This is a genomic window from Kribbella ginsengisoli (assembly GCF_039537185.1).
GTDB classification, from domain to species: Bacteria; Actinomycetota; Actinomycetes; order Propionibacteriales; family Kribbellaceae; genus Kribbella; species Kribbella koreensis.
In genome coordinates, this window is the sequence record NZ_BAABAA010000005.1 from 22,081 (window position 1) to 43,296 (window position 21,216).

General features: G+C 67.7%; 20 protein-coding genes. 10 read left to right on the top strand and 10 right to left on the bottom strand.

Translation table 11 applies throughout. From position 1 onward, the window contains the following. The first annotated feature begins 64 nt into the window (after positions 1–64). On the top strand, positions 65–583 hold the full coding sequence (locus ABD768_RS18820) for a YflT domain-containing protein (RefSeq protein WP_343982802.1): 519 nt from the start codon (positions 65–67) through the stop codon (positions 581–583). Between the two features lie 27 nt (positions 584–610). On the opposite strand, the gene ABD768_RS18825 is transcribed toward ABD768_RS18820, so the two are convergent. Next, complete coding sequence (locus ABD768_RS18825; RefSeq protein WP_343982804.1) at positions 611–1,591, bottom strand: ArsR/SmtB family transcription factor; 981 nt, start codon at positions 1,589–1,591, stop codon at positions 611–613. Positions 1,592–1,770: 179 nt separating this feature from the next. On the opposite strand from ABD768_RS18825, the gene ABD768_RS18830 reads away from it, so the two are divergent. Next, entirely contained in the window at positions 1,771–2,274 is a 504-nt protein-coding gene (locus tag ABD768_RS18830; RefSeq protein ID WP_344842234.1) for a MaoC family dehydratase, read from the top strand. Here the strand turns inward: ABD768_RS18830 and ABD768_RS18835 are convergent. From ABD768_RS18835 to ABD768_RS18860, 6 genes are all read right to left on the bottom strand, one after another. Then, positions 2,267–4,078 carry a GH39 family glycosyl hydrolase gene (locus ABD768_RS18835; RefSeq protein WP_344842236.1) on the bottom strand — a complete coding sequence of 604 codons (1,812 nt, stop codon included), beginning with the start codon at positions 4,076–4,078 and terminating at the stop codon, positions 2,267–2,269. The genes ABD768_RS18830 and ABD768_RS18835 overlap by 8 nt on opposite strands. 11 nt (positions 4,079–4,089) lie before the next feature. After that, positions 4,090–5,679 (bottom strand): glucoamylase family protein, encoded by a 1,590-nt coding sequence (locus ABD768_RS18840; RefSeq protein WP_343982810.1) that lies wholly within the window; start codon positions 5,677–5,679, stop codon positions 4,090–4,092. A gap of 15 nt (positions 5,680–5,694) precedes the next feature. Beyond that, on the bottom strand, positions 5,695–6,507 hold the full coding sequence (locus ABD768_RS18845; RefSeq protein ID WP_343982812.1) for a carbohydrate ABC transporter permease: 813 nt from the start codon (positions 6,505–6,507) through the stop codon (positions 5,695–5,697). Beyond that, complete coding sequence (locus ABD768_RS18850; protein WP_344842239.1) at positions 6,507–7,280, bottom strand: carbohydrate ABC transporter permease; 774 nt, start codon at positions 7,278–7,280, stop codon at positions 6,507–6,509. The genes ABD768_RS18845 and ABD768_RS18850 overlap by 1 nt, the downstream gene beginning before the upstream one ends. Positions 7,281–7,485: 205 nt before the next feature. After that, complete coding sequence (locus ABD768_RS18855) at positions 7,486–8,778, bottom strand: sugar ABC transporter substrate-binding protein (RefSeq protein WP_343982814.1); 1,293 nt, start codon at positions 8,776–8,778, stop codon at positions 7,486–7,488. 13 nt (positions 8,779–8,791) lie between these two features. Continuing rightward, the gene (locus tag ABD768_RS18860) at positions 8,792–9,832 is read right to left on the bottom strand and encodes a LacI family DNA-binding transcriptional regulator (RefSeq protein ID WP_344842243.1); all 1,041 of its coding nucleotides are present in this window, start codon (positions 9,830–9,832) and stop codon (positions 8,792–8,794) included. 117 nt (positions 9,833–9,949) lie between these two features. On the opposite strand from ABD768_RS18860, the gene ABD768_RS18865 reads away from it, so the two are divergent. Further along, positions 9,950–10,537: a histidine phosphatase family protein gene (locus tag ABD768_RS18865; protein ID WP_344842247.1), complete on the top strand. Its 588-nt coding sequence runs from the start codon at positions 9,950–9,952 to the stop codon at positions 10,535–10,537. 111 nt (positions 10,538–10,648) lie between these two features. Continuing rightward, positions 10,649–14,419, top strand: coding sequence for an SGNH/GDSL hydrolase family protein (locus ABD768_RS18870; RefSeq protein WP_344842250.1), 3,771 nt, complete (start codon positions 10,649–10,651; stop codon positions 14,417–14,419). A gap of 57 nt (positions 14,420–14,476) precedes the next feature. On the opposite strand, the gene ABD768_RS18875 is transcribed toward ABD768_RS18870, so the two are convergent. Beyond that, positions 14,477–15,022 (bottom strand): TetR/AcrR family transcriptional regulator, encoded by a 546-nt coding sequence (locus ABD768_RS18875; protein ID WP_344842253.1) that lies wholly within the window; start codon positions 15,020–15,022, stop codon positions 14,477–14,479. 88 nt (positions 15,023–15,110) lie between these two features. Between ABD768_RS18875 and ABD768_RS18880 the strand changes: the two genes are divergently transcribed. Further along, on the top strand, positions 15,111–15,545 hold the full coding sequence (locus ABD768_RS18880) for a DUF4267 domain-containing protein (protein WP_343982824.1): 435 nt from the start codon (positions 15,111–15,113) through the stop codon (positions 15,543–15,545). Here the strand turns inward: ABD768_RS18880 and ABD768_RS18885 are convergent. Further along, the gene (locus tag ABD768_RS18885) at positions 15,471–16,259 is read right to left on the bottom strand and encodes a GNAT family N-acetyltransferase (protein ID WP_344842258.1); all 789 of its coding nucleotides are present in this window, start codon (positions 16,257–16,259) and stop codon (positions 15,471–15,473) included. The genes ABD768_RS18880 and ABD768_RS18885 overlap by 75 nt on opposite strands. A gap of 42 nt (positions 16,260–16,301) precedes the next feature. Next, entirely contained in the window at positions 16,302–16,718 is a 417-nt protein-coding gene (locus ABD768_RS18890; RefSeq protein ID WP_344842261.1) for an NUDIX hydrolase, read from the bottom strand. Positions 16,719–16,797: 79 nt separating this feature from the next. Between ABD768_RS18890 and ABD768_RS18895 the strand changes: the two genes are divergently transcribed. From ABD768_RS18895 to ABD768_RS18915, 5 genes are all read left to right on the top strand, one after another. Next, a complete protein-coding gene (locus tag ABD768_RS18895) occupies positions 16,798–17,682 on the top strand; it encodes a PHP domain-containing protein (RefSeq protein WP_344842264.1) in 885 nt (294 codons plus the stop codon). Continuing rightward, positions 17,679–18,296, top strand: coding sequence for a MarC family protein (locus ABD768_RS18900; protein ID WP_343982834.1), 618 nt, complete (start codon positions 17,679–17,681; stop codon positions 18,294–18,296). The genes ABD768_RS18895 and ABD768_RS18900 overlap by 4 nt, the downstream gene beginning before the upstream one ends. Beyond that, the gene (locus tag ABD768_RS18905; RefSeq protein WP_344842267.1) at positions 18,296–19,204 is read left to right on the top strand and encodes a RecB family exonuclease; all 909 of its coding nucleotides are present in this window, start codon (positions 18,296–18,298) and stop codon (positions 19,202–19,204) included. Before ABD768_RS18900 ends, ABD768_RS18905 begins: the two co-directional genes overlap by 1 nt. A gap of 125 nt (positions 19,205–19,329) precedes the next feature. Further along, a complete protein-coding gene (locus ABD768_RS18910) occupies positions 19,330–20,172 on the top strand; it encodes an alpha/beta fold hydrolase (RefSeq protein WP_343982839.1) in 843 nt (280 codons plus the stop codon). Beyond that, the gene (locus tag ABD768_RS18915; RefSeq protein ID WP_344842270.1) at positions 20,169–21,008 is read left to right on the top strand and encodes an alpha/beta hydrolase; all 840 of its coding nucleotides are present in this window, start codon (positions 20,169–20,171) and stop codon (positions 21,006–21,008) included. The genes ABD768_RS18910 and ABD768_RS18915 overlap by 4 nt, the downstream gene beginning before the upstream one ends. The last annotated feature ends 208 nt before the right edge of the window (positions 21,009–21,216 follow it).

Genomic DNA, 21,216 nt, shown 5'->3' on the forward strand with positions numbered 1-21,216 from the left:
CTATCAATGTGCCGTCACCAGTCGTCGGCAATGATGGAGTTGGACGCAAGCGAGAGGAACGACGATGACCACGCAGGGCATGGGTTCGATAGACCCCCGGCCGACCGGCCTGACGATCGGGACCTACGACACCTACCGGGAGGCACAGCGAGCGGTCGACTACCTCTCGGACGAGAAGTTCCCGGTCGAGCACACCACCATCGTCGGCAACAACCTGCGCCAGGTGGAGAAGATCACCGGGCGACTGACCTGGGGCCGGGCGCTCACCGCGGGGCTGGCCAGCGGTGCCTGGTTCGGCCTGTTCGTCGGTGTGCTGCTCGGGTTGTTCACCAGCGGCAACGGCGGCTGGCTGGCCGCGCTCGTCACCGGTGTGGTGCTCGGCGCGGTCTTCGGGATGGCCTTCGGCGCGATCGGGTACGCGCAGTCCGCCGGGCGCCGTGACTTCACCTCGCGGACCGCGGTGGTGGCGACGACGTACGACGTCCTGTGCGACTTCAAGTTCGCTGAAGAGGCACGCAACCACCTGGCCAAGCTGGCCCTCAAGGGAGAGGTGGCTCCGCGCCTGCCGGAGCAGACCAACTAGCAGTGGGCTAGCTCCGGCTAGCCCCGGTTAGGGAGTGCGGCCATCCAGCAGTGCGATGCCGAGGGTGGTCGCCTGGTGGATCACCGACTTTCCCTGGCGCCGGGACTCGATCAGGCCGGCGTCGCGTAGTACGGCGGTCTGGTGGCTGGCCGTCGCGAGGGTGATGTTGCAGGAGCGAGCCAGCTGGGTGGTGGTCGCGCCCTCGATGGTCAGGGCCAGCACTATCGCCCGGGTCTTGCCCACCAGGGCGGACAGCCGCTCCTGGGTGTCGGCGTCTTCCTTGGCCTGCTGCAGTAGGCCGGTGGCGTGCTGGATGGGGAACACGAGCACTGGTGACAGGTTGGCGTCCAGGAGCTTCGTGGGGTCTCGCCAGCAGAAGTACGACGGCTGCAGGCGCAGGCCCCGGCCGTTGAGCTGCAGCTCCTCGTCGGCGAAGGCTGCGATCTCCAGCGTGTCACCGCGCCAGCGTGCCTGCGGATGGATGGCTTCGAGCATCGAGGCGACACCACCGGCCGTCAGTTGCAGCATGCGTCGCCGGTTGTCCAGCTGTACGGCCGACCGCAGCGACGACCAGTACGGTGCCAGCGCCTCGCGATGGTAGACGCGTACTGAGTGACCTAGCCGGTGCAGGGTCTCCGGACGGGCTTCGGCGAGCTGGCGCACCCAGGCGGCCGCAGTACGGCGGGTGGACAGCCGGGAGAGGTCGCTGCGCAGTTGGTGGCGGGGTACGGACAGCATGAGCTCGAGCGCGTGGTCCAGCCCGCTCGACTGGGCTGATGGCGTCAGGAAGTCGGGGGAGTAGCCGACCGGCGGGGCAAGCGCGGCCAGCGGGCCCACTGTCTCCCGCGGGAGGGTCCGGCGCATCCGCTGCCGCCAAGTGCCGTAGGCCACGGGGTCGTCGTCCACCTGCAGCATGTGCAAGCTCAGCAGTACCTCCCAGAGCGGGTCCGGCTCGGCGGCGAGCGTAGTACGGGCAAGGTCGTCGGCCGTGAAGTGGATCCGCAGCATGTGGCAAAGGAAAACATTTGCCTCTTACCGATGACTTACCGCCCGATGGCTCAGCGCGTGATGCATCTCTCGCCCGGCCGCAACCCTACTGAGAGGTAGGCCACGCGGCGCGGTACTGCCGCCGGCGCCCGGTTTTGGGCAGCATGGGGCTCGGGACGGGGTCATCGGAAGGAGCAGGGATGCAGTTCGGTCGCAGTTACGAGGAGTTCGAGGTCGGCGCGGTCTACAAGCACTGGCCCGGCAAGACGGTCACCGAGTCCGACGACCACCTGTTCTGCCTGCTCACGATGAACCACCATCCGTTGCACCTGGACGCCAACTACGCGGAGCAGACCACCCAGTTCGGCAAGAACGTTGTGGTTGGCAACTACATCTACTCGATCCTGCTCGGCATGTCGGTCCCCGACGTCAGCGGCAAGGCGATCGCCAACCTGGAGATCGAGTCGCTGCGCCACGTTGCCCCCACCTTCCACGGCGACACCATCTACGGCGAGACGGTCGTCCTGGACAAATGGGAGTCCACCTCCAAGAACGACCGCGGCATAGTCCAGGTCCAAACCAAGGGCTACAAACAAGACGGCACAGTCGTCTGCCTCTTCACCCGCAAGGTCATGGTCCCCAAGAACTCCTACCTGGAAGCCCGCGGCGGCGAGCAACCAGGTCGCCCCACACCCCTCAGCTAGGCCTCAGCTCGATCAGGACGGCTGAAGGCATTTGCAGCGTCAGGGTGAGCTCTTCGCCGCTTTGCTTCAGCGGTGTCGTCTCAAGCTGGTTGCTTGCTGCGAGCTGCTCCCATTGCTCCTCGGTCGGCCACTCGCCGACCCCGAGTGCGGCCGCCTCCGCCACCAGGTCGCCAGAGCCACCAGAGCCGGCGCCCGGGGTCAGCCAGGTGGCGGATGCTTGCCAGGACGGGTCGACTCCGGCGAAGGAGAGGGTGATCTCGCGGGTGAGGTCAGCCGCGCCCTCCGCCTTTGACTGATCCAGGGTCAGATTCCACACCAGCACGGCGATCCGGTCGCGATCCCTCGAAGCCCACGCCTCCACCAGGCTGCCGCCGCCGTCGCCTTCGAAACCAACCGGCAGTTCGACCGGACCGAGCCGGCTCAGGAGGGACATCGCGTGGAAGCGCGGCTTCGCGAGCCCGCCGACCGTCTGTAGGCCGAAGCCGCCATGCAAGAACCGCGGCGGCCTGCCAAGTTCCTCGAAGTGGTCCGACGCCACCCAGTAGGACAGCGCCTCCACCCGCCCGGCCGCCGACCGCATCCCGCGCAGCAGGAACACCCCGGAGAACACCGAGTCGTTGATCGGGTTGAAGTGCCGCGGCGTCACCCCCCACTCCGTCCACAGGATCCGCGCCTCGCTGAACCCGTGCCGATCCAGCGAAGCCTGTACGTCGAGCGGCGGACTCCCATAGGTATGCGTCGTCACGAAATCCACCGGCGTGCCATGCGCCGCCGCATGGGCGAGCAGATCGTCCACCCACCCGGCCGCCGCAGAGGACGGCCCGCCGACGGCCAGTCGCTCGTCGACGGACTTCACCGCGGCCGCGCTCACGTCGTACAGGTGCATCCACTCGGCCTTGGTGCCGGACCAGAAGACCTCGAGGTTCGCCTCGTTCCACACCTCGAAGTCCCAGCCCAGCACCTCCTCCAGCCCGTACCGCTCCACGAGATGCCCGACCAGCGCCCGCACCAGGTCGTACCACCGCTCGTACGAGGCCGGCGGCGAGATGATCGCGCCGTACCCGAAGACAGTCCGCGACGGATCCGACGCCAGCTCCCGCGGCATGAACCCGAGCTCCACCACGGGCCGCAACCCGATCCCGAGCAGCTTGTCGTAGATCGCGTCCACCACGCTGAAGTCGTAACCCTCAGCACCGAAGACATGGGTGTCGTCGTGGAAGATCGCATGCGCCCGCACGGTCCGCACCCCGATCTCGTCATGCATCCGGCGCAGCGCGTCCTCGAGCTCCCCGCCGATCTCGCGTCCACCGGTGAGGTCCTTGCAGAGCAACTGGCTGAGCCGCTCACTGCCGATCATCGGCACCCACGGCCGCTGCAACTCGGTGCCTTCAGCAACGGCATCCACCATCAACCGCAGACCAGGAACCTTGCCGTCAGCAACCAAGGGGGTCGCTTCGGCCGATGCGCCCGGCCGGCCGTGCACGGTCACCTCCGGCACACTCGCCACCGCGTACCTGTACGCCGTACCGGGTGTGCAGGTCGTGTCGACGTACGGCGGCGACGGCACGGACAAGATGTCACCGCTGTGATGGTCGACCGGTACGAGTTCTTCCGAGCCCGTCCCGCGCAGGATCACATACCCGACCGCGCCCGGCACCAGCGACCAGTCCACCGTCACCTGCCCGGCCCCACCGACCGCCGTCACCCAGGCCGGCGGGTCCAGGTCAGGCAACTCCACTTCACGGCTCTCATCGCTGCGGATCGCGATCCGCGAGTCCCAATCAGCCTTCGCATCGCTCTGCATGCCGCTCCCCGTCACTCGATACCGGATCCGAACTGCTCCATCGCGATCAACGGCCGGATCCCTCGCTCGGCCCGCCGATCGGCGAAATTCCGCCGGATCAGGTCGTTGCCGAACACGTTGCCGATGGCACCCATCACCATCGCCTGATCGAGCGCCAGGTACCGCTTGGCGATCAGCCCCGACTTCACCGCCACCGCGTCGTAGAACCCGCCGGTGCCGTAGGCATGCAGGTCCCGCTCGATCTTGCTCAGGTTCTCGATCGCCTGCCGCGGCGCGTACGCCATCGCCAGGAAGGCCGCGTGCGGAGTCACCACACCGTCGCCGTAGGTCGGATTCGGGTTGACGCCCACGCGACAGTCCCCGAACCCGCTGTCGAAGTTGGTGCCCTCCAGGTCCGACGGATACCCGCCCGGATCCATCCCGATCGGCTCTACTCCGTAGACCGAGTAGCCGCCCTTCGGATTCGACGCGGGGGAGAAGCCCCAGTACCCGTACTTCGCTTCGTCGAGCCCGTGTTCGATCTGCGCCCGCACGGTCAGCGGGTGGTTGATGCCCCAACTGCGCGGCGCCCAGGTCGCCTCCGGCACGAACAGGTCAGGCATCAGCGACTCGAACATGTCGCCGCCCCAGGACGGGACGAGCCGGAATCCGCGATAGGAGTAGGTGCCCTCGAAGACGTCGAGCCCGAGATACGTCCGGTGTACGCCGACCGGCTGCTGCTCCACCCACGACCAGTCGCAGCTCTCCGGGAAGGTCCGGTACGTCGCGAAGTACTGCGTGTGCGGCACCTGGCCGAGCACGAACCCGACGTACCCGGCGATCCGGGCCTCGGTGTTCAACGTGTCGTAGTGGAACTTGCGGTAGTACACGTCCGGACCGGTCCCGGCGTGGTTGCCCTTGTCGGTCGCCTCGTCCGGCGGCGGCGTCTCGAAGAAGCCACCGCGCATCAGCCCACCCGGCCGGGCCGCGGGGTTGTAGTAATAGGCGAAGTTCATCTTGTCGAGCAGCGAGTCCGCGAGCGCCCTGGCGCGCGGCTCGGCGTTGCGGACCACCATCAGCGCGCAGGCGAACCAGCCGTTGTCGACACTCGACACGAACGGCGTGATCGGCTTGGTGCCGTCCGGGTCGACGTAACGGACCTCGCCGGTCGACTCGTCGTACCAGTTGAAGAACATGCCGCTGGGCTCGTGATGGTCGACGTTCTTCATCGTGGTCAGCGTCTGGGTGATCCGGCGCAGCGACTCCTGCGGCGAGATGATGCCGAGGTGGCGGGCGACGACGACGCTCCACAGGTAGCCGCCGATGTTGGTCGGCGACGTGTACTTGCTGCGGACCGGGCTGGTCACCGAGTCGCCGATGTTGTCCGCGGGCAGGCCGGTGTGCTCGTCGGTCATCGCGACGAGGCTGCGCCAGGTGTCCCTGGCCCAGCGGCCGACCAGGGCACGGTCCTGGCGACTCGGCTGCCAGTTGCCGCGGAGGAGTTTGCCGGGGTCGGCGGCCGGCGTACCGGCGTACGAGCTGGTCTGTAAGCCGGTGGATCCGGCGATGGCGGCGGTGGTCGTGGCTGCTAGCAACGTGCGTCGGGTGAGATTGGCGGTCATCCGAGCCTCCAGAGGTTATTTGATGCCGGTGATGGCGATGCCCTTGGTGACGTGGCGCTGGAAGGCCAGGAAGATCACCAGGACCGGGAGTACGACGACGACCGCGCCGGCCATCAGCAGGCCGAAGTTCTGCGCGTTCTGTCCGGTCGAGTACAGCGCCAGGGCGACGGGCAGGGTGTATTTCTCCTCGGTCTGGGCCACCACGAGCGGCCAGAGGAAGTTGTTCCAGGAGCCGAGGAAGGTGAGGATCCCGAGGGTGGCCAGGGCAGGCCTGGTCAGCGGGAGCATGATCCGGGCGAAGATGCCGAGCTCGCCGCTGCCGTCCACCCGGGCGGCGTCCATCAGGTCGTCGGGCAGGCCCTGGAAGAACTGCCGCATCAGGAACACGCCGAACGGCGAGACCAGGAACGGCAGGATCAGGCCGGGGTAGCTGTTGGCCAGACCGGCGTTGGTGACGAGCACGAACAGCGGCACGAAGGTGACCACGCCCGGGATCATCAAGGTGCCCAGGACGACCACGAACAACGCGTTGCGGCCGTGGAAGTTGAGCTTCGCCAGGGCGTAGCCGACCATCGAGCAGAACAGCAGGTTGCCGGCCGTCACGGCGAGCGCGACGATCGTGGAGTTGAGGAAGTACCGGGGGAAGTTCGCCTTGCTGAACAGGTCGTCGTAGTTCTGCGTGGTCGGTGCCTCGGGCAACCAGGTCGGCGGGACCCGGAGCAGCTCGCCCTGGGTCTTGAAGCTGCCGAGCAGCATCCAGACGAACGGCGCGGCCACCGCGATCAGGCCGAGGACCGCGATCAGGTAGATCCACCAGGTGCGTCGCATCACTTCTCCCTCAGCAGCCGGAACTGGATGAAGGTGATCACGGCGATGACGACGAACAGGATGTAGCTCATCGCCGTCGCGACGCCGTAGTTGCCGAAGCCGAACTGCTGGTAGGTGTACATCGACACACTCACCGTGCTGTTGAGAGGTCCGCCCTGGGTCATCACGAACGGTTCCTCGAAGAACTGCAGGTAGCCGATCCCGGTCGTCACGCTGGTGAACAGGATCGTCGGCCTGAGCAACGGGACGATCAGGTAGCGGAACCGCTGCCACGAGCCCGCGCCGTCGAGCTGGCCGGCCTCCTCGACGGTGGCCGGGATGCCTTGCAGGCCGGCCAGGAAGATGATCATCGCGGAGCCGAAGTTGCGCCAGACGGCCATCATGATCAGCGACGGCATCGCCCAGGTCTTCGACGCGAGCCAGTTCGGCCCGTCGATCCCGGCCCAGGACAGGACCGTGTTGAGCAGCCCCGACTCCGGCGCCAGCACGAACCGCCAGATCACGGCGATCGCGACGATCGAGGTGATCACCGGCAGGTAGTACGCGACCTTGAACAGACTCTGGAACCGCTTGACGCCCCGATCCAGCAACACCGCCGCGGCCAGCGCGAGCGCCAGCGTCAACGGCACGCCCACCAGCACGAAGTACGCCGTATTGAGCGCAGCCTTCCGAAACGTCTCGTCCGACAACGCCTTCACATAGTTGTCGAACCCGACCCCGTTGACCGCGAACGGCGTCCGCAGATCCCGCTGCCTCAAGTCGGTGAAACTCATCCCCAGCGACCCGAGCACCGGCCCGGCAGTAAACGCAAGGAAGAGAACGACAAAGGGCAGAGTCAGGATCCACGCCGCGGCCGTCTGGCGGCCGGAGGCCGACGACCGGCGACCCCGGCCGGCACCTCGCCCACCGGTTGCGCCCTGCCCGCCCCCCACCCCGCCGCCGCGTCCAGGTCTTGTACTGATGTCGAATTCACCGCGATCAGCTACCGGTGCCGATCGACGCGGCTTTGGTCTGGATCGCCTTCGCGGTGTCCGCGGGGGACTGGCCGGACTTCGCCATCTTCTCGACCTCGGCATCGAACGCGGTGGCGACCTGCTCCCAGTTCACGATCGCCGGCGGCGCCTTCGCGTCCTCGAGCTGCTTACCGAAGACCGGCAGCAACGGATCGCTCGCGATGCTCGGGTCCTCCCAAGCGCTCTTCACAGCCGGCAGGTCCGTCGACAACTTGAACCACTGCGCCTGTGTCTTCGCGTCGGACAACCACTTGACCAGCTTCCAGGCGCTGTCCTTGTTCTTGCTGTTCTTGAAGACCACGAAGTTGCTGCCGCCGACGAACGAGGTCGCCGTCTTGTTCTTCGGCAACTGGAAGACCCCGATGTTCGGCTTGATCTTCTCGCCACCGAGCTTGGCCACCGACCCGGCCATCCACGGCCCGGAGATGAACATCGGCACCTGACCGCTGACGAACTGCGCCTCGGTCTGGTTCGGCGGCAGATCGGTCCCGGCCAGCTTGTCGGTGAAGAAGCTCTGGTAGTACTTCAGCCCCTCCTGCATCTGCGGGGTGTCGAAGGTGAACTCCTTCTGATCGTCCCCGGTGATCGCCGCACCCGCCGACCACGCGAACGGCATCACGGTCTGCCAGGACCCGGTACCACCAGGCTGCAGGTTGATCCCGTACTTCGCGCCCGCCTTCTCCTTCATCGCCTTGGCCATCGCCTTGAGCCCGTCCCAGTCGGTCGGGGGAGTGGTGATGCCGGCCTTCGCGGCGAGATCCTTGCGGTAGTAGACCAGCCGCGTCTCGACGTACCAGGGCACGCCGTAGCTGGTGTCGCCGACCTTGGTCGTCTCGTTGGCGCCCTCGAAGAAGCCGCTCGTGTCGATGCTGCCCGGCGTCGGGTCGAGCGCGCCCAGATCGGCGAACTCACCCATCCAGGTGGTACCGACCATCGCCGCGTCCGGCACCGTCTGCGCGGTGATCGCGGTGGTGAACTTGCTGTGCGCGGCGTCCCACGGGATCGGCGTGACCTTCACCTTGACGCCCGGGTTGGCCTGCTCGAACGCGGCGGTCAGCTTGGGCAGGTTCTCACCCTCGGTGCCCATCGCCCACACGGTCAGGTCTCCGGTGGCCGGCCCGTCGCCGATGCTGGTGGTTGCCTTGGGCGCCGAATCGCCGCTGTCCGCGGAGCGACCACAGCCTGTCAGTGCCAGAGCGGTCGCGGTCAGTGCCGCACCGCCGATCACCAGTCGGCGGCGGGTGGTGTGGGTGAACATCAGTTGTTTCTCCTCAACCGGTTGATCGTGTTGCCTTTGTTTCCCCCGGTCCTGTGCCGCAGCTGCCCCGCAGCACAAGTTCTGTCCCCAGTACGTCGTTACGCGCCCGCGTCCGCTCCCCGGTGATCCGCTCGTGCAACCGCTGAGCCGCCAACCGCCCCAGTTCAGCCATCGGCTGCCGCACGGTCGTCAACCCCGGCCTCACGTACCGAGCCGCCATCACGTCGTCCCACCCGGTCACCACGACGTCATCAGGTACGACGACGCCCCCGTCCCCCAGCGTGTTGAGAATCGCCAGCCCCAACTCGTCGTTGGCACAAACCAGGCCGTCGACCCGAATGCTTGCCTCAAGCAACTTATTGGCATACGCCTCGCCGGCCGTCTCCGTCAGCGGCACCCGCTCCGGCTTCGGTACCTCCAGTCCGCGAGACCTGAAGGCGGCGGAGAATCCCACGTAACGTTCGGAAACGTCGTACGAGCTGTCTGGATCACCGACGAACAGCAGTTTCGGCCGCCCGTGCTCGAGTAGCCGGCTCGTCAACTGCTCGGCACTGGAGGCGCTCTCGGTGCGGACCGAGTCGCAGCCGGTCACCGGCGGATGCGCGACCAGCACGATCGGAACATTGGCCCGCCGCAGGTCCTGCACCACGGCAAGCTCGAGAGCATTGCCATGGACAACGATTCCGTCCACCCGGCCGGCCAGGTCGCGAATGGTGCGGGACGGATCGGGGTTGCCGTGTGTGACGGTCAGGATGACGCTCTGCCCGTGTTCGCCGGCCCAGCGTTCGTACCCCATCAACAGGTCCCCGTAGAACGGGCCGGCCAGGTCGGGCAGCACGAGCCCGTGCGCCTCATGACGTTGCACCGCGAGGCTTCGGGCGGCGCGCAGTGGCACGTAGTTCAGCTCGTGCGCCGCCTGGTCGACCCGGGCCCTGGCCTTCGCCGATACCGGCCCGGTCCCTTGCAGGACACGCGAAACCGTCGCGATCGACAGCTTCGCCAGCGCCGCGACGTCATAGATCGTCGCGGGCTTGCCGGTCGGTCCGGACCCCATCCGTCGGTCTCCTCGAGTCAAAATGGAAGCGCTTACAGTTTCCGACCCTGCCTTGTGCCGGTGCTGTTGGTCAAGGGCTCGCGGTGGGTGGATCGGCTTTTCTGCGACGATGTCCGGGTGAGCACACACGCAGAGTCAGCGGAGCGGAAGGACCGGCTCTGGCTGGTCCGCCACGGCGAGACCGAGTGGAGCAAGTCGGGGCGGCACACGTCCACGACGGACCTGCCGCTGACCGCGGAGGGCGAGCGGATCGCGGCGTCGCTGGCCGAGCGGCTGACCGGCCACGACTTCGACCTCGTCCTCACCAGCCCGCGGCAGCGGGCCCGGCGTACGGCAGAACTGGCCGGCTTCCCGAAGGCCGAGGTCGATGACGACCTGGTCGAATGGGACTACGGCGACTACGAAGGCATCACCACCGCGGACATCCGCAAGACCGTCCCCGGTTGGACAGTCTGGGCAGACCCGGTACCCAACGGCGAAACCCCCGCCGAGGTCTCATCTCGCCTGGACCGAGTCAACGCCCGCATCGCCGCGGTGGACGGCGACGTCCTGGTCTTCGGCCACTCCCACGCCCTACGGGCCCTGACCGCCCGCTGGCTGGAACTGGACGTCACCGAAGGCCGCCACTTCGTCCTCAACACGGCCACCATCTCCATCCTCGGCTGGGAACGAGGCTCCCCAGCCATCCACCAATGGAACGCCTGACCGCTCAGCCCCCGGGCCCGATGTCAGTAGCTGCAACAAGGCCACCCAAGCCTTGTTGCGGCCGCCCGAACCCGCCTACTGTCCCCGCACGCCGAGCGTCGTGGGGGAACGATGAACCTGTCCCGCTGCACCACCATCCTGGCCGCCACCTTGTTGGTGGCGGTAGGCATCGACCTACCAACCACCGCCCCTGCCACCGCAACCCGAAGCAGCACGCCACCGCCCGCAACCGCAGCAACTCCCACTGCCGGTCAGCGGGCCGCGGTCGGGTCAGCTGAGGGTGAACCTGAGGTCGCGGTCGGCATTGCGGTCGACGCTGACCAACGGACCTATCGGCTGCGAATCACTCCCCGCCGATCAGTCCCGGCCGCCGACGTCACGCTCCGGATCTTCAGTGGCGACAAGATCGTCTTCACCCGCAAGACCGGCCTCGGCGCCCTCACCGCCGGTCACGCGATCACGAAGCTGCTCCGCGCCGGCGCGCCGCCCTCACCCACCTTCACTGTCACCGCCGAGATCACCAACTCCCAGAGCGCCGTAGCCGGCGGAGCGTCGGTCGTGGCAGGCAAGGTCCGAACCACCCTCCTGACCGCGGCAACCTCCGAACTGCTGGAACAGACGAAGATCGAGTACGCCGTGCGCCGCGGCTGGCTCACCAAGCCCGCCGGCGACGAACAACTGGCCGCCATCCGCAGAGCGCGAGGCAAGTCAACGCCTGGCAAGGTCGCGCAGACCGCGGCAGCCGGCATCACTGTCTCTGGAACGGCGAAGTACACCGACGGTCGCGGAGTCCAACTGCCGGTACGTAATGCTCCGATCCAGCTCTGGTTGGGCTCCGCCCTCCGGGGAACCACCCGCTCGTCGTCCACCGGCGCCTACTCGATCTCGCTGTCCACCGCGACGACCGGCACCTACTCGGTCCGGATGGTCGCCGACATGGGCAACGGCGGCGTCACCTACCCCGACAACCGGCAGTACGTCGCCGTCGGCCCGTCCAAGAGCCTGTCCGACGGTATGTCGTGGACCGGGGCGAACGTGCTCTCGGACCGCGATTCCGACACCGGGCACGCATTCGCCGCGCTGGATGCGTTGAAGACCATGTCCGACTACTACCTGAGCAAGAAGCCGGGGGGCTGGGAGGCGGGCCTCATCATCCGCTATCCGAGCGGCGACGACCGGAGCTATACGTCGGGTCTGGACAACACCATCTACATCGGCGGCGGAAATGTGCGCTGCGGTACCAGGTGGTGCGAGGAGGATGCCCTCGACTGGGACGTGATCGCGCATGAGGTCGGGCATGTCGTCGCCCATCGAGCTGACATGGACAGCTCGCCGGCCTTCGGTCACTACGTCTGCGAGGACGCCTGGACAGCCGGCGTGTCCAAGCCGGACGCGGCGCGGCTGGCCTGGAGCGAGGGATGGGCGAGCTTCTGGGGCCAGGTCGCCTTGCACGACGTCGCGAAACCGGCCGGTATCGCCCCCGACATCGGCGATGGCCGGTACGACGACAAGTCGTGGCCGCCGAACAGCGCGGGCGGCTCGTTCAGCTACTCGATGGAAGACGGCGGAGCAGCGTACTGCGGGAGCGTCGGCCTGCCGAAGCCGCAAGGCGAGACCAGCGAGATGGCTGTTCAGGCCGTGCTGTGGGATCTGTGGGACAGTCCGGTCGACGGCGAGTCGGCGACCTGGGCCGCGACCCGGATCTACTCCACCCTCTGGTCGGCGAAACCCAAGACCCTCACGCCCGCACTGCAAGCCTTGCTGGCCGGTGCTTCGTCGACCGAGCGTGAACTGGCCGCCTCGGCCCTGCAGCTCAGTGGACTGACCCCGCTGATCACCTCCCACACCTCAGGTCCGGCCAGCGCGTCGACAGCGCCCGAGTTCCGATGGGCACCCGGTGGTGCCGCCGGCCATCTGTACGACGAGTTCTCCCTGGTGATCCGCCACGTCGGCCAAACGGCAGCGCTGGCGAACATCTATCTGGGTAACAAGACCAAGTTCCATCCGGCCGACGAGGACTGGCAGTTGTGGGCGGCCGGTGGTCCACTCGCCATCGAGGTCGAGGGTGGCGACTCGGACGCTCCCGCGACCGGTCCCTTCACCTCGCCGCCGGTCAAGCTGACCTTCTCGACCACTGTCACCAAGGTGATGGTGGTCGGGGACTCGATCAGCCAGGGACACGAGGGCGACTACACCTGGCGCTACCGGCTGGCGAACCATCTCCGGCAGGAGGTGGACTTCGTCGGGCCCTGGAGCGGTACGACGAACCTGCCGGCGACCCTGCCGGACGGCTGGCCGGACGTGCCGGTCCCGCCGGCCTATGAGGGTTCTTACCGGCCGGGCATCAGCTTCGACAGCGAGCACTATGCCCGCTGGGGTCGTCAGCTGGCCGAGGCGAAGGACAACATCCGCGCGACGGTCGCCGCGCAGAATCCGAAGTACATCCTGCTCGAGCTCGGCTTCAACGACCTGGGCTGGGGGATCTCCGATCCGAATGGGCTGTGGACCAACCTCCAGACCTTCATCCGGGAGGCACGGGCCGCGCGGCCGGACCTCAACTTCCTGGTCGCGAACGTCACCCAGCGCACCCCGCTCGGCAGCAATCCGGGACTGCCGGCCGCCATCTCGTCGTACAACTCGATCTTGGCCAATTCATTGAGCACCTTGAGCACGGCCGGATCGACGGTCGCCCTGGTGGACATCGACGGGCCGATGGGAGTCGCCGACACCTACGACGGGCTGCATCCCAACGGGGTCGGCGAGTACAAGATCGCCAAGGTCTTCGCCACTGTGCTGTCGTCCCGGTTCGGTCTGGGCGGGGCGTTCCCGGCGATCCCCGCGACGGTGACGGATCTGACGCCTGCCGCTCCGACCGGCGTCCAGGCAGTGGCTACCGATGCCGGCATCACGATTTCGTGGAACCACAGTTTCGGCGTCAGCGGCTACTGGCTCTACCAGCGCAATGTGACGGTCGACGGCGCCTGGGAGCGCTCGGCGATCCAGATCCCGGCGGACACCTGGAAGATCACCTGGGTCTTCCGCAGCCATACCTATGAGTTCAAGGTGGCGGCGGCGCATGGCGACTACGAGTCGGGGCCGTCGCAGACCGCTTCGGCTGTCGCGAATCCGAAGACGGCGAACGGTCCGAACGTCACCAAGGTGCTGCCCGGCTCGAACTTCGTCGACCTGACCTGGACGCGACCGACCGGCGACTACAGCGAGACCGTCTCGTCGTTCATCGTCTACGCGGTGGACGAGAACGTCCCCGGCGCCTGGCTGACCGCCTACAAGACCCCGGCGACGAACTACAGGATCACGAATCTGATTCCGGGGCATCGCTACAACCTCGCGGTCGCATCGGTCAACTACTACGGCGACGGCCTGCCCAACGGCGCGATGCCGGTCGTCCCCGGAGCCGGTACGCCGGGTGTCCCGGCCAACTTCACCGCGACGATTCCAGCGGACAACGTGTACGCCGCGACGATGTCCTGGTCCGCGGTGAGCGGTGCGGCGGGCTACATCGTGCAGTACCGCAACTGGGTCCGGAACGAGCCGTACCACGATCTGTTCTTCCCCGTCGTCGGCCGGACCACAGAGCGGGTGGACATGCTGTATCCGGATGGAGCCGCGGCTCATACCTTCTGCGTGAAGGCCTTCAACGGAACGCTGTCCTCGGCCTGGTCCAACTGCGTGACCCCGGCCAACCCAGCACCCCTCGTCCCACAGCAGCCGTCCGTCCTCTCGCGGCAACAGCAGTCGCCCGTGCCTGTTCGGCAACTGCCGACGTATCCGCGGCAACTACCTTCGCCGCGCTGGGACAGCCTGCGCCTGCAAACCGTCCGATTGCCCTCAGGCGGAGAGTCGGCTGGGCTCGGCCGATGACCTGGATCAGCTGGTGACCCGGGTCAGCCGGTGACCCGGGTCAGCCGGTGACCCGGGTCAGCCGGTGATCAGGGCGATCAGGCGGTTGACTCGGTGGTGCTGGTGATCCGGGCGGAGACGGGAGCCTGCTTGCAGGGTGGCCAGGCCGTGGAGTGAGCTCCAGAAGAGTTCGGTGAGGGTTTCGGCGTCGTCCTTGGCGAAGGGAGTGACGCCGGCGCGGAGGGACGCGAAGGCTGCGCGCAGGGCGGGTGGGATGTCGCCGGTGGCGAAGGTCAGGTCGGTTGGGCGGACGAACATCGCTTGGTACACAGCGGGATGGTCGGCCGCGTAGGACAGGTAGGTGTCCGCCAGACCGCGAAGGCCGGTGGCCTTGGACAGGAGGCCGCCGAGTTCTTCGATTCCTTCGAGGGCGACCGCGGCGGCGATCTCGTCCATGTTCTTGAAGTGGCTGTAGAGGACGGGCTGGCTGTACTCGACCTTGTCGGCGAGTTTGCGGGTGGTGACTGCCTCCCAGCCCTCGGCCTCGGCCAGCTCGCGGGCGGCCGCGACGATCAGGCGGCCACGCTCGTGGCGGGCCTTCGCTTTTCTCTGCTCTGCTGGCATGAGTTGATGCTAGCACTGCTAGACAATCTAGCGACGGCAGTGTTAGCGTTGCTAAGAAAGCTAGCAACGCTAGAAATTGGAGTCCGAAATGAACCTTCGCCGCATCACCACCATCCTCACCGTCCTCCTCGCGCTGGCGCCGATCAGCTTCGGGCTGAACTTCCTGTTCAACCCGCTGGGCGCCGCGAGCGGATTCGGCATCGACCCCTGGCCGACCGGCAACGCGGGCGGCTACTACCTGGTCAAGGCCGGTCGCGACCTCTTCCTGGGGCTCAACCTGCTGGTTCTGCTCGCGCTCGGTCAGCGCCGGGCGACCGGCATCGCGATGGCCCTCGTCACGATCGTCCCGGTCTTCGACATGGTCGCCGTCCTCACCCACGGCGGCTCGGTCGCCACCGCCCTCGGCATCCACGGCCTGACCGCCGTCATCGTCGCGGCGGTCGCGGTTCTACTCCTCCGGGAGCGCCCACTCGTACAGGTGAACGGCGCAGAGCTCCCGAAATCCGAGGCGCGCATAAATTGACCGGCCGGCAGGGGAGGCGCCCAGTACGGCGTACTCGACGCCTGAGTCCCGCGCTTCCCGTAGTACGGCGGCCGTGATCGCAGCGCCGATCCCGCGCCGCCGGGCCTCGGGCACGGTCATCACGAAGTACAACCCAGCGACGCCGGCCGCCAGCAAGACGGTCGCGGTGGCAACCGGTTCATCGTCGAGATAGCCGACGTAGTGCCGCCACGGATCGGCAAGCCCGAGCTGCCTGTACACGGAGGCCACCCACTCCGCTTCCTTCACTCCTTCACCGAAGCCCCGGCCTAGTGTCTGAGCCCAGACCTCCAGCTGATCGACCTCTATGAGCCGCTCGATCCGCAGCCCGTCCGCCTCGGCCTCGCGCAAGTCAGCGAGCCGAACCGCCATACCGGGCTCAGGCCCGCCGTACGAGAACCCAGCGGCCAGCAGACGATCGCCAAGATCCAACGGCCGCATCGACGGCCCCACATGCCAACACCCCGGTACGCCGGAATCCCTCAATTCCTGCAGGGATTCCGCAACCACCCGATCCGCCGCAGCGCCGTCCTCGACCAAGCACCCGACCACCGCGTTGTGATAGTCGAGCGGCGACCCACCGATACTCCACCGCACCCCATCGGAGCGTTGACGGCCGCCGCCGGCCTCGCCCATTGCGAGCAGCAGTTCGGCTGTGTTGTCCTCGATCGCCCGGATCAGCTCCGCGTCGTCCATGCCCGCCAGTCTCCGCCACCCCGTCGCCAGGGTTCGACCTAATTAACCCGGCAGCGCGTTCCACTGGGCCAGGGTGGAGGCGAGCAGCGTCGAGGTCGGGAGGTTCTCGAACTCCTCGCGGTTCACGAAGCGCGCGTCCAGGGCGTCGTCGCCGGCCGCCAGGGTGCCACCGACCGACTCCGCCTGGTAGTCGCGGATCACGTACAGCTTGCCGTTCGGGGCGTCCCGTTCGACCTCGCCGACGAACTCACCGACCTCGACCCGCAGCCCGGTCTCCTCGGCGACCTCCCGCGCCACCGCGGTCGGATCGTCCTCACCCGGCTCGACCCGCCCACCAGGCAACGACCACAGCCCGCGGCCGGGCTCGTTGGCCCGCTGAATGACGAGCAGCCGGTGCTGTTCGTCGTACACAAGAGCCCCGACACACTCGACCCGTTCGGTCTCTGGCGGCTGTTCCATGTGGAAAACGATAGGGCTGAGGGCAAGCACCGATAGCATCACTGCTGACAGTTGTCCAGAGAAGGGATCCCGATCACTCGTGCGCATCGACCTGCACACCCATTCGAACCGCTCGGACGGCACCGACCCGGTCGACGTCCTGATCGCACACGCGAAGCGGGACGGCCTGGACGTGATCGCGCTGACCGATCACGACACGGCCGACGGCTGGGGCGAGGGCCGCCGTGCCGCCGAGGACCTCGGGATCGGTTTCGTGCCGGGCATCGAGATCTCCTGCAAGCTGAACGGCATCAGCGTCCACCTCCTCGGGTACCTCCCCGACCCGTCGTACCAGCCGCTGGCCGTCGAGCTCGCCACGGTCCGCGACGGCCGTACCGACCGGATCCCGTCGATCGTGGCCCGGCTCAACGGCATGGGCGTCGCGCTGACCGTCGACGAGGTGCTTGCCCAAGCCACCGGTACTCCGTCGGTCGGCCGCCCGCACGTCGCCGACGCGCTGGTCGCCAACGGCACGGTCGCGAACCGGAGCGAGGCCTTCGACCGATTCCTGGCCGACGGGCGTCCGGGGCACGTGTCGCACTACGCGATCGAGCCGGGTCACGCGATCGACCTGGTCCGCGAAGCCGGCGGCGTACCGGTGATCGCCCATCCGTGGGGCCGTTCCAGTTACAAGGTGATGGACGCCGAGCGGATCGCTCAGCTCGTCGCCGACCACGGCCTGGCCGGCATCGAGGTCGACCATCAGGACCACTCGCCCGAGTCCCGTACTGCGTTGCGCGCGATCGCCAACGACCTCGGCATCATCTACACGGGCTCCAGCGACCACCACGGCATCGGCAAGATCGACCACGACCTGGGTGTGAACACGACCGAGCCGGAGCAGTTCCAGCGACTCCTCGACGTCGCCAAGTCGAACGCGGCGGCTGCCCCCGGCGCGACGGTGCCCGAGGCCTACCTGCCGTGAACAGCATCATCAACCTCTCGCTGCTCAGCTCGGTCTTCGTCACGCTGTTCGTGATCATGGACCCGCCGGGCACCGTCCCGGTGTTCATCTCGCTGACGGCCGGGCAGTCGCGCGCGGTCCGGAAGAAGGCCGCCTGGCAGGCGGTTCTGGTCGCCTTCGGCGTGATCGTCGCGTTCGCCGCCTTCGGCCAGCAGATCCTCAGCCACCTGGGCATCTCGCTGCCGGCCCTGCAATGCGCGGGCGGTCTGCTGCTCCTGCTGATCGCGCTGCAACTGCTGACCGACACCGCCGAGGACCCGGTCCAGACGAAGAACGTGAACATCGCCTTCGTCCCACTCGGTACGCCGCTGCTGGCCGGCCCCGGCGCGATCGTCGCCACCATGGTGTTCGTCCAGCAGGCCGACGGCAGGCTGCGGGACGTGGTCGCGATCTCGGTCGGGATCGTGCTGATCCACCTGGTGATGTGGCTGACGCTGCGGTTCTCCGGGCTGATCATGCGGGTGCTGGGAGAGAACGGGGTCTTGCTCGTCACCCGGATCGCGGGTCTGCTGCTGAGCGCGATCGCCGTACAGCTCGTGGCGGATGCGGTGACCGACTTCATCAAGGCGGGTTGATGAGCGACACCCTGCCGGGGATGCCGACGAGGCTCTTCGTGGCGACGCCGACGAAGCTGCTCAACTTCGCCGACTGCAAGCGGAAGTACCGGTACACGTATCTCGAGACGCCGCGCCCGCCGAAGGGACCGCCGTGGGCGCACAACACGGTCGGCGGGATCGTGCATGAGGTGCTGGCCGAGTTCTTCGGACGATGGCCGGCGTCCCGGCGTACGCCGGACGAGGTCGTCGCCAAGATCCGCTCGAGCTGGCGGCAGGAGGGATTCCGCGACGAGCAGCAGGCGCTCACCTGGCGCGAGCGCTCCACGGAGATGGTCCTCGGCTACCTCCGAGACAGCGACCCGTACTACGAACCGCTCGGCGTCGAGCGCACTGTCGCCTTCACCACGGAGCGCGCCAGCCTGCGCGGCCGCGTGGACCGCATCGACGAGCGCCCGGCCCGCGACGGCAGCGGCGGGACCGAACTGGTCATCGTCGACTACAAGACCGGCCGCCACCCGCTGACCAGCGCGGACGCGCGATCGTCCCTCGCCATGGCGCTCTACGTGCTGGGCGCTCGTCGTGTCCTGCGCCGGCCGTCGACGCGGGTCGAGCTGCATCACCTGCCGACCAACACCGTCGCCGCGGCCGACCATGACGACGCGTCGCTGGCTCGTCACCAGCGTCGCGCCGAGTCGATCGCGGACGACGCCGCGGCCGCCGAGGCGCGGTGGCACAGCGGGCTCACGCCTGCCGAGGCCGACGAGTACTTCCCGCCCGAGCCGTCCGCGTTGTGCGGCTGGTGCGACTTCGCCCGGATCTGCCCGCAAGGCCGCCGGGTGGCCGCCCCGCGAGACCCCTGGGCCGCGCTCGAAGGCCCCGACGCGGACTCGGATTCGGCGGACGGCGCCTCGGGGGACGCCGCTTAGGGAGGCGCTGGCACGGTCGGGCGGCTCATGCCAGCCGGATGTGCGCGGCGTACCAGCGCTGTTCAGCAGTCTGTAGTCACCACCTTTTCGAAGTGAGGGTGGCTGCTGATCCGAGGGGTGACTGGATGACCGTGAAGACCGTCGGCCGGGTGGCTGTGCCCGGCGCCGCGCTGTACTACGAAACGACCGGCACCGGCCCGGTCCTGCTGCTGATCGCCGGGGGCGGTACCGACGCGGCGGTGTTCGACGGCATCGTGCCGCAGCTCGCCGCGCAGTACACGGTCGTCGCCTACGACCCGCGCGGCAACTCGCGCAGCCCGTACGACGGTGAGCCGGCCGACGAACGCGTCGACGTCGCCGCCGAGGACGCGCTGGCCGTGCTCGACGCGGTCGCCGGGTCGGAATCGGCGTACGTGTTCGGCAGCAGCTCCGGAGCGATCACGGCGATGGAACTGCTGATCCGCCACCCCGACCGGATCCGGCTGGCGATCGCGCACGAGCCGCCGGCCGTCGAACTGTTGCCGGACGCAACTTCAGCGCGGGCGTTCTTCCGGTCGGTCTACGACACGTACCGGCGGGACGGCCGGCTGGCCGCCGACAAGCTGTTCCTCGGTGGGATCGGGATCGACGAGGACGACCAGCTGCCGCCGACCGAGGACCTGCCGCCGGAGTTCCGCGAGGTCGCCGAGCGGATGGACGCCAACAGCGAGATCTTCTACGCCCACAAGCTTCTGCCGTTCACGAGTTGGGTCCCCGACGTCGCTGCGCTGGTAGAGCTCGAAGACAAGCTCGTACCGGCCGTAGGCAGCGAATCGTCGAAGGTCCTCCCGGCCGAACCCATCCTCGCCCTGGCCGACCGCGTCGGCTGGGATGTCGTCGCGTTCCCTGGCGGGCATGGCGGCTATGCCAGCGACCCCTTCGAATTCGCCACGCTGCTGCAGCGCGTACTGACGGGATCCCTGCGATGACCGCCCGCACCTTGAACCGACTCCCCGTCCCCGGCGCCACCCTCCACTACGAGGTCACCGGCACCGGCCCTCTACTCCTCCTCATCGCCGACGGCGACAGCGACGCGGGCGCCTTCGACAGCATGATCGACTTGTTGGCCGCCACCCACACAGTCGTCGCCTACGACCCGCGCGGCAACTCCCGCAGCCAGTACACAGCCGAGCCAACCGGTGACGCGGTAGCAACCTCAACAGCCGATGCTCTGGCCCTCATAGACCTACTGTCTCCGAACGCCCCAGCCTTCGTCTTCGGCACCGGAACAGGCGCGATCACCGGCCTCGACCTGATCACCCGCCACCCCGACCGCGTCCGCATGCTGGTAGCCCACGAGCCGCCCTGCATCGAACTGTTGCCAGACGCAACCGATGCCCGCGCCTTCTTCGAAGACGTCCACGACACGTACCTCCGAGAAGGCGCCCCCATGGCCCAGCTCCTCTACGCCGGCGGCACCGGCCTCGACGAGGACGACCTCCCCGCCCCAGAAGACCTACGCCCCGAATTCCGAGACCTCTTGGACCGCACCCAGAAAAACATCGAAACCTACTTCGCCCACAACCTGATCCCCTTCACCACCTACCGCCCCAACCTCCAAGCCCTCCTCCAGCACACCGACAAAATCGTCCCCGCCGCCGGCCGCCAAGCCTCCGCCCACCTCCCCGCCCGCCCAGTAGCCGTCCTCTCCACCCACCTGGGCTGGCCAGTAGTAACCTTCCCCGGCCCCCACACCGGCTACGCCAGCCACCCCACCCCCTTCGCCACCCTCCTAACCCAAGTCCTAGAAGCCGAACTAACGTAAACAAAGAACAAGAGGAAAGAACGGTGCGCCTCTTCGGTTTGTGGTTGGCGAGGTGCCGCGCGCTCGGGCAGCGCGGGGTGAATCGGTGGCAGGGAGGCTGCGAAGTGCAGGAGCGGTTGAGGGCAGCAGTGTGGGTTGAGATTGGCGGTAGCTGACCGCGGCTTGGCGCCCGGCGTGAGTTATCCACAGATCCGAAAACCCACCCCAC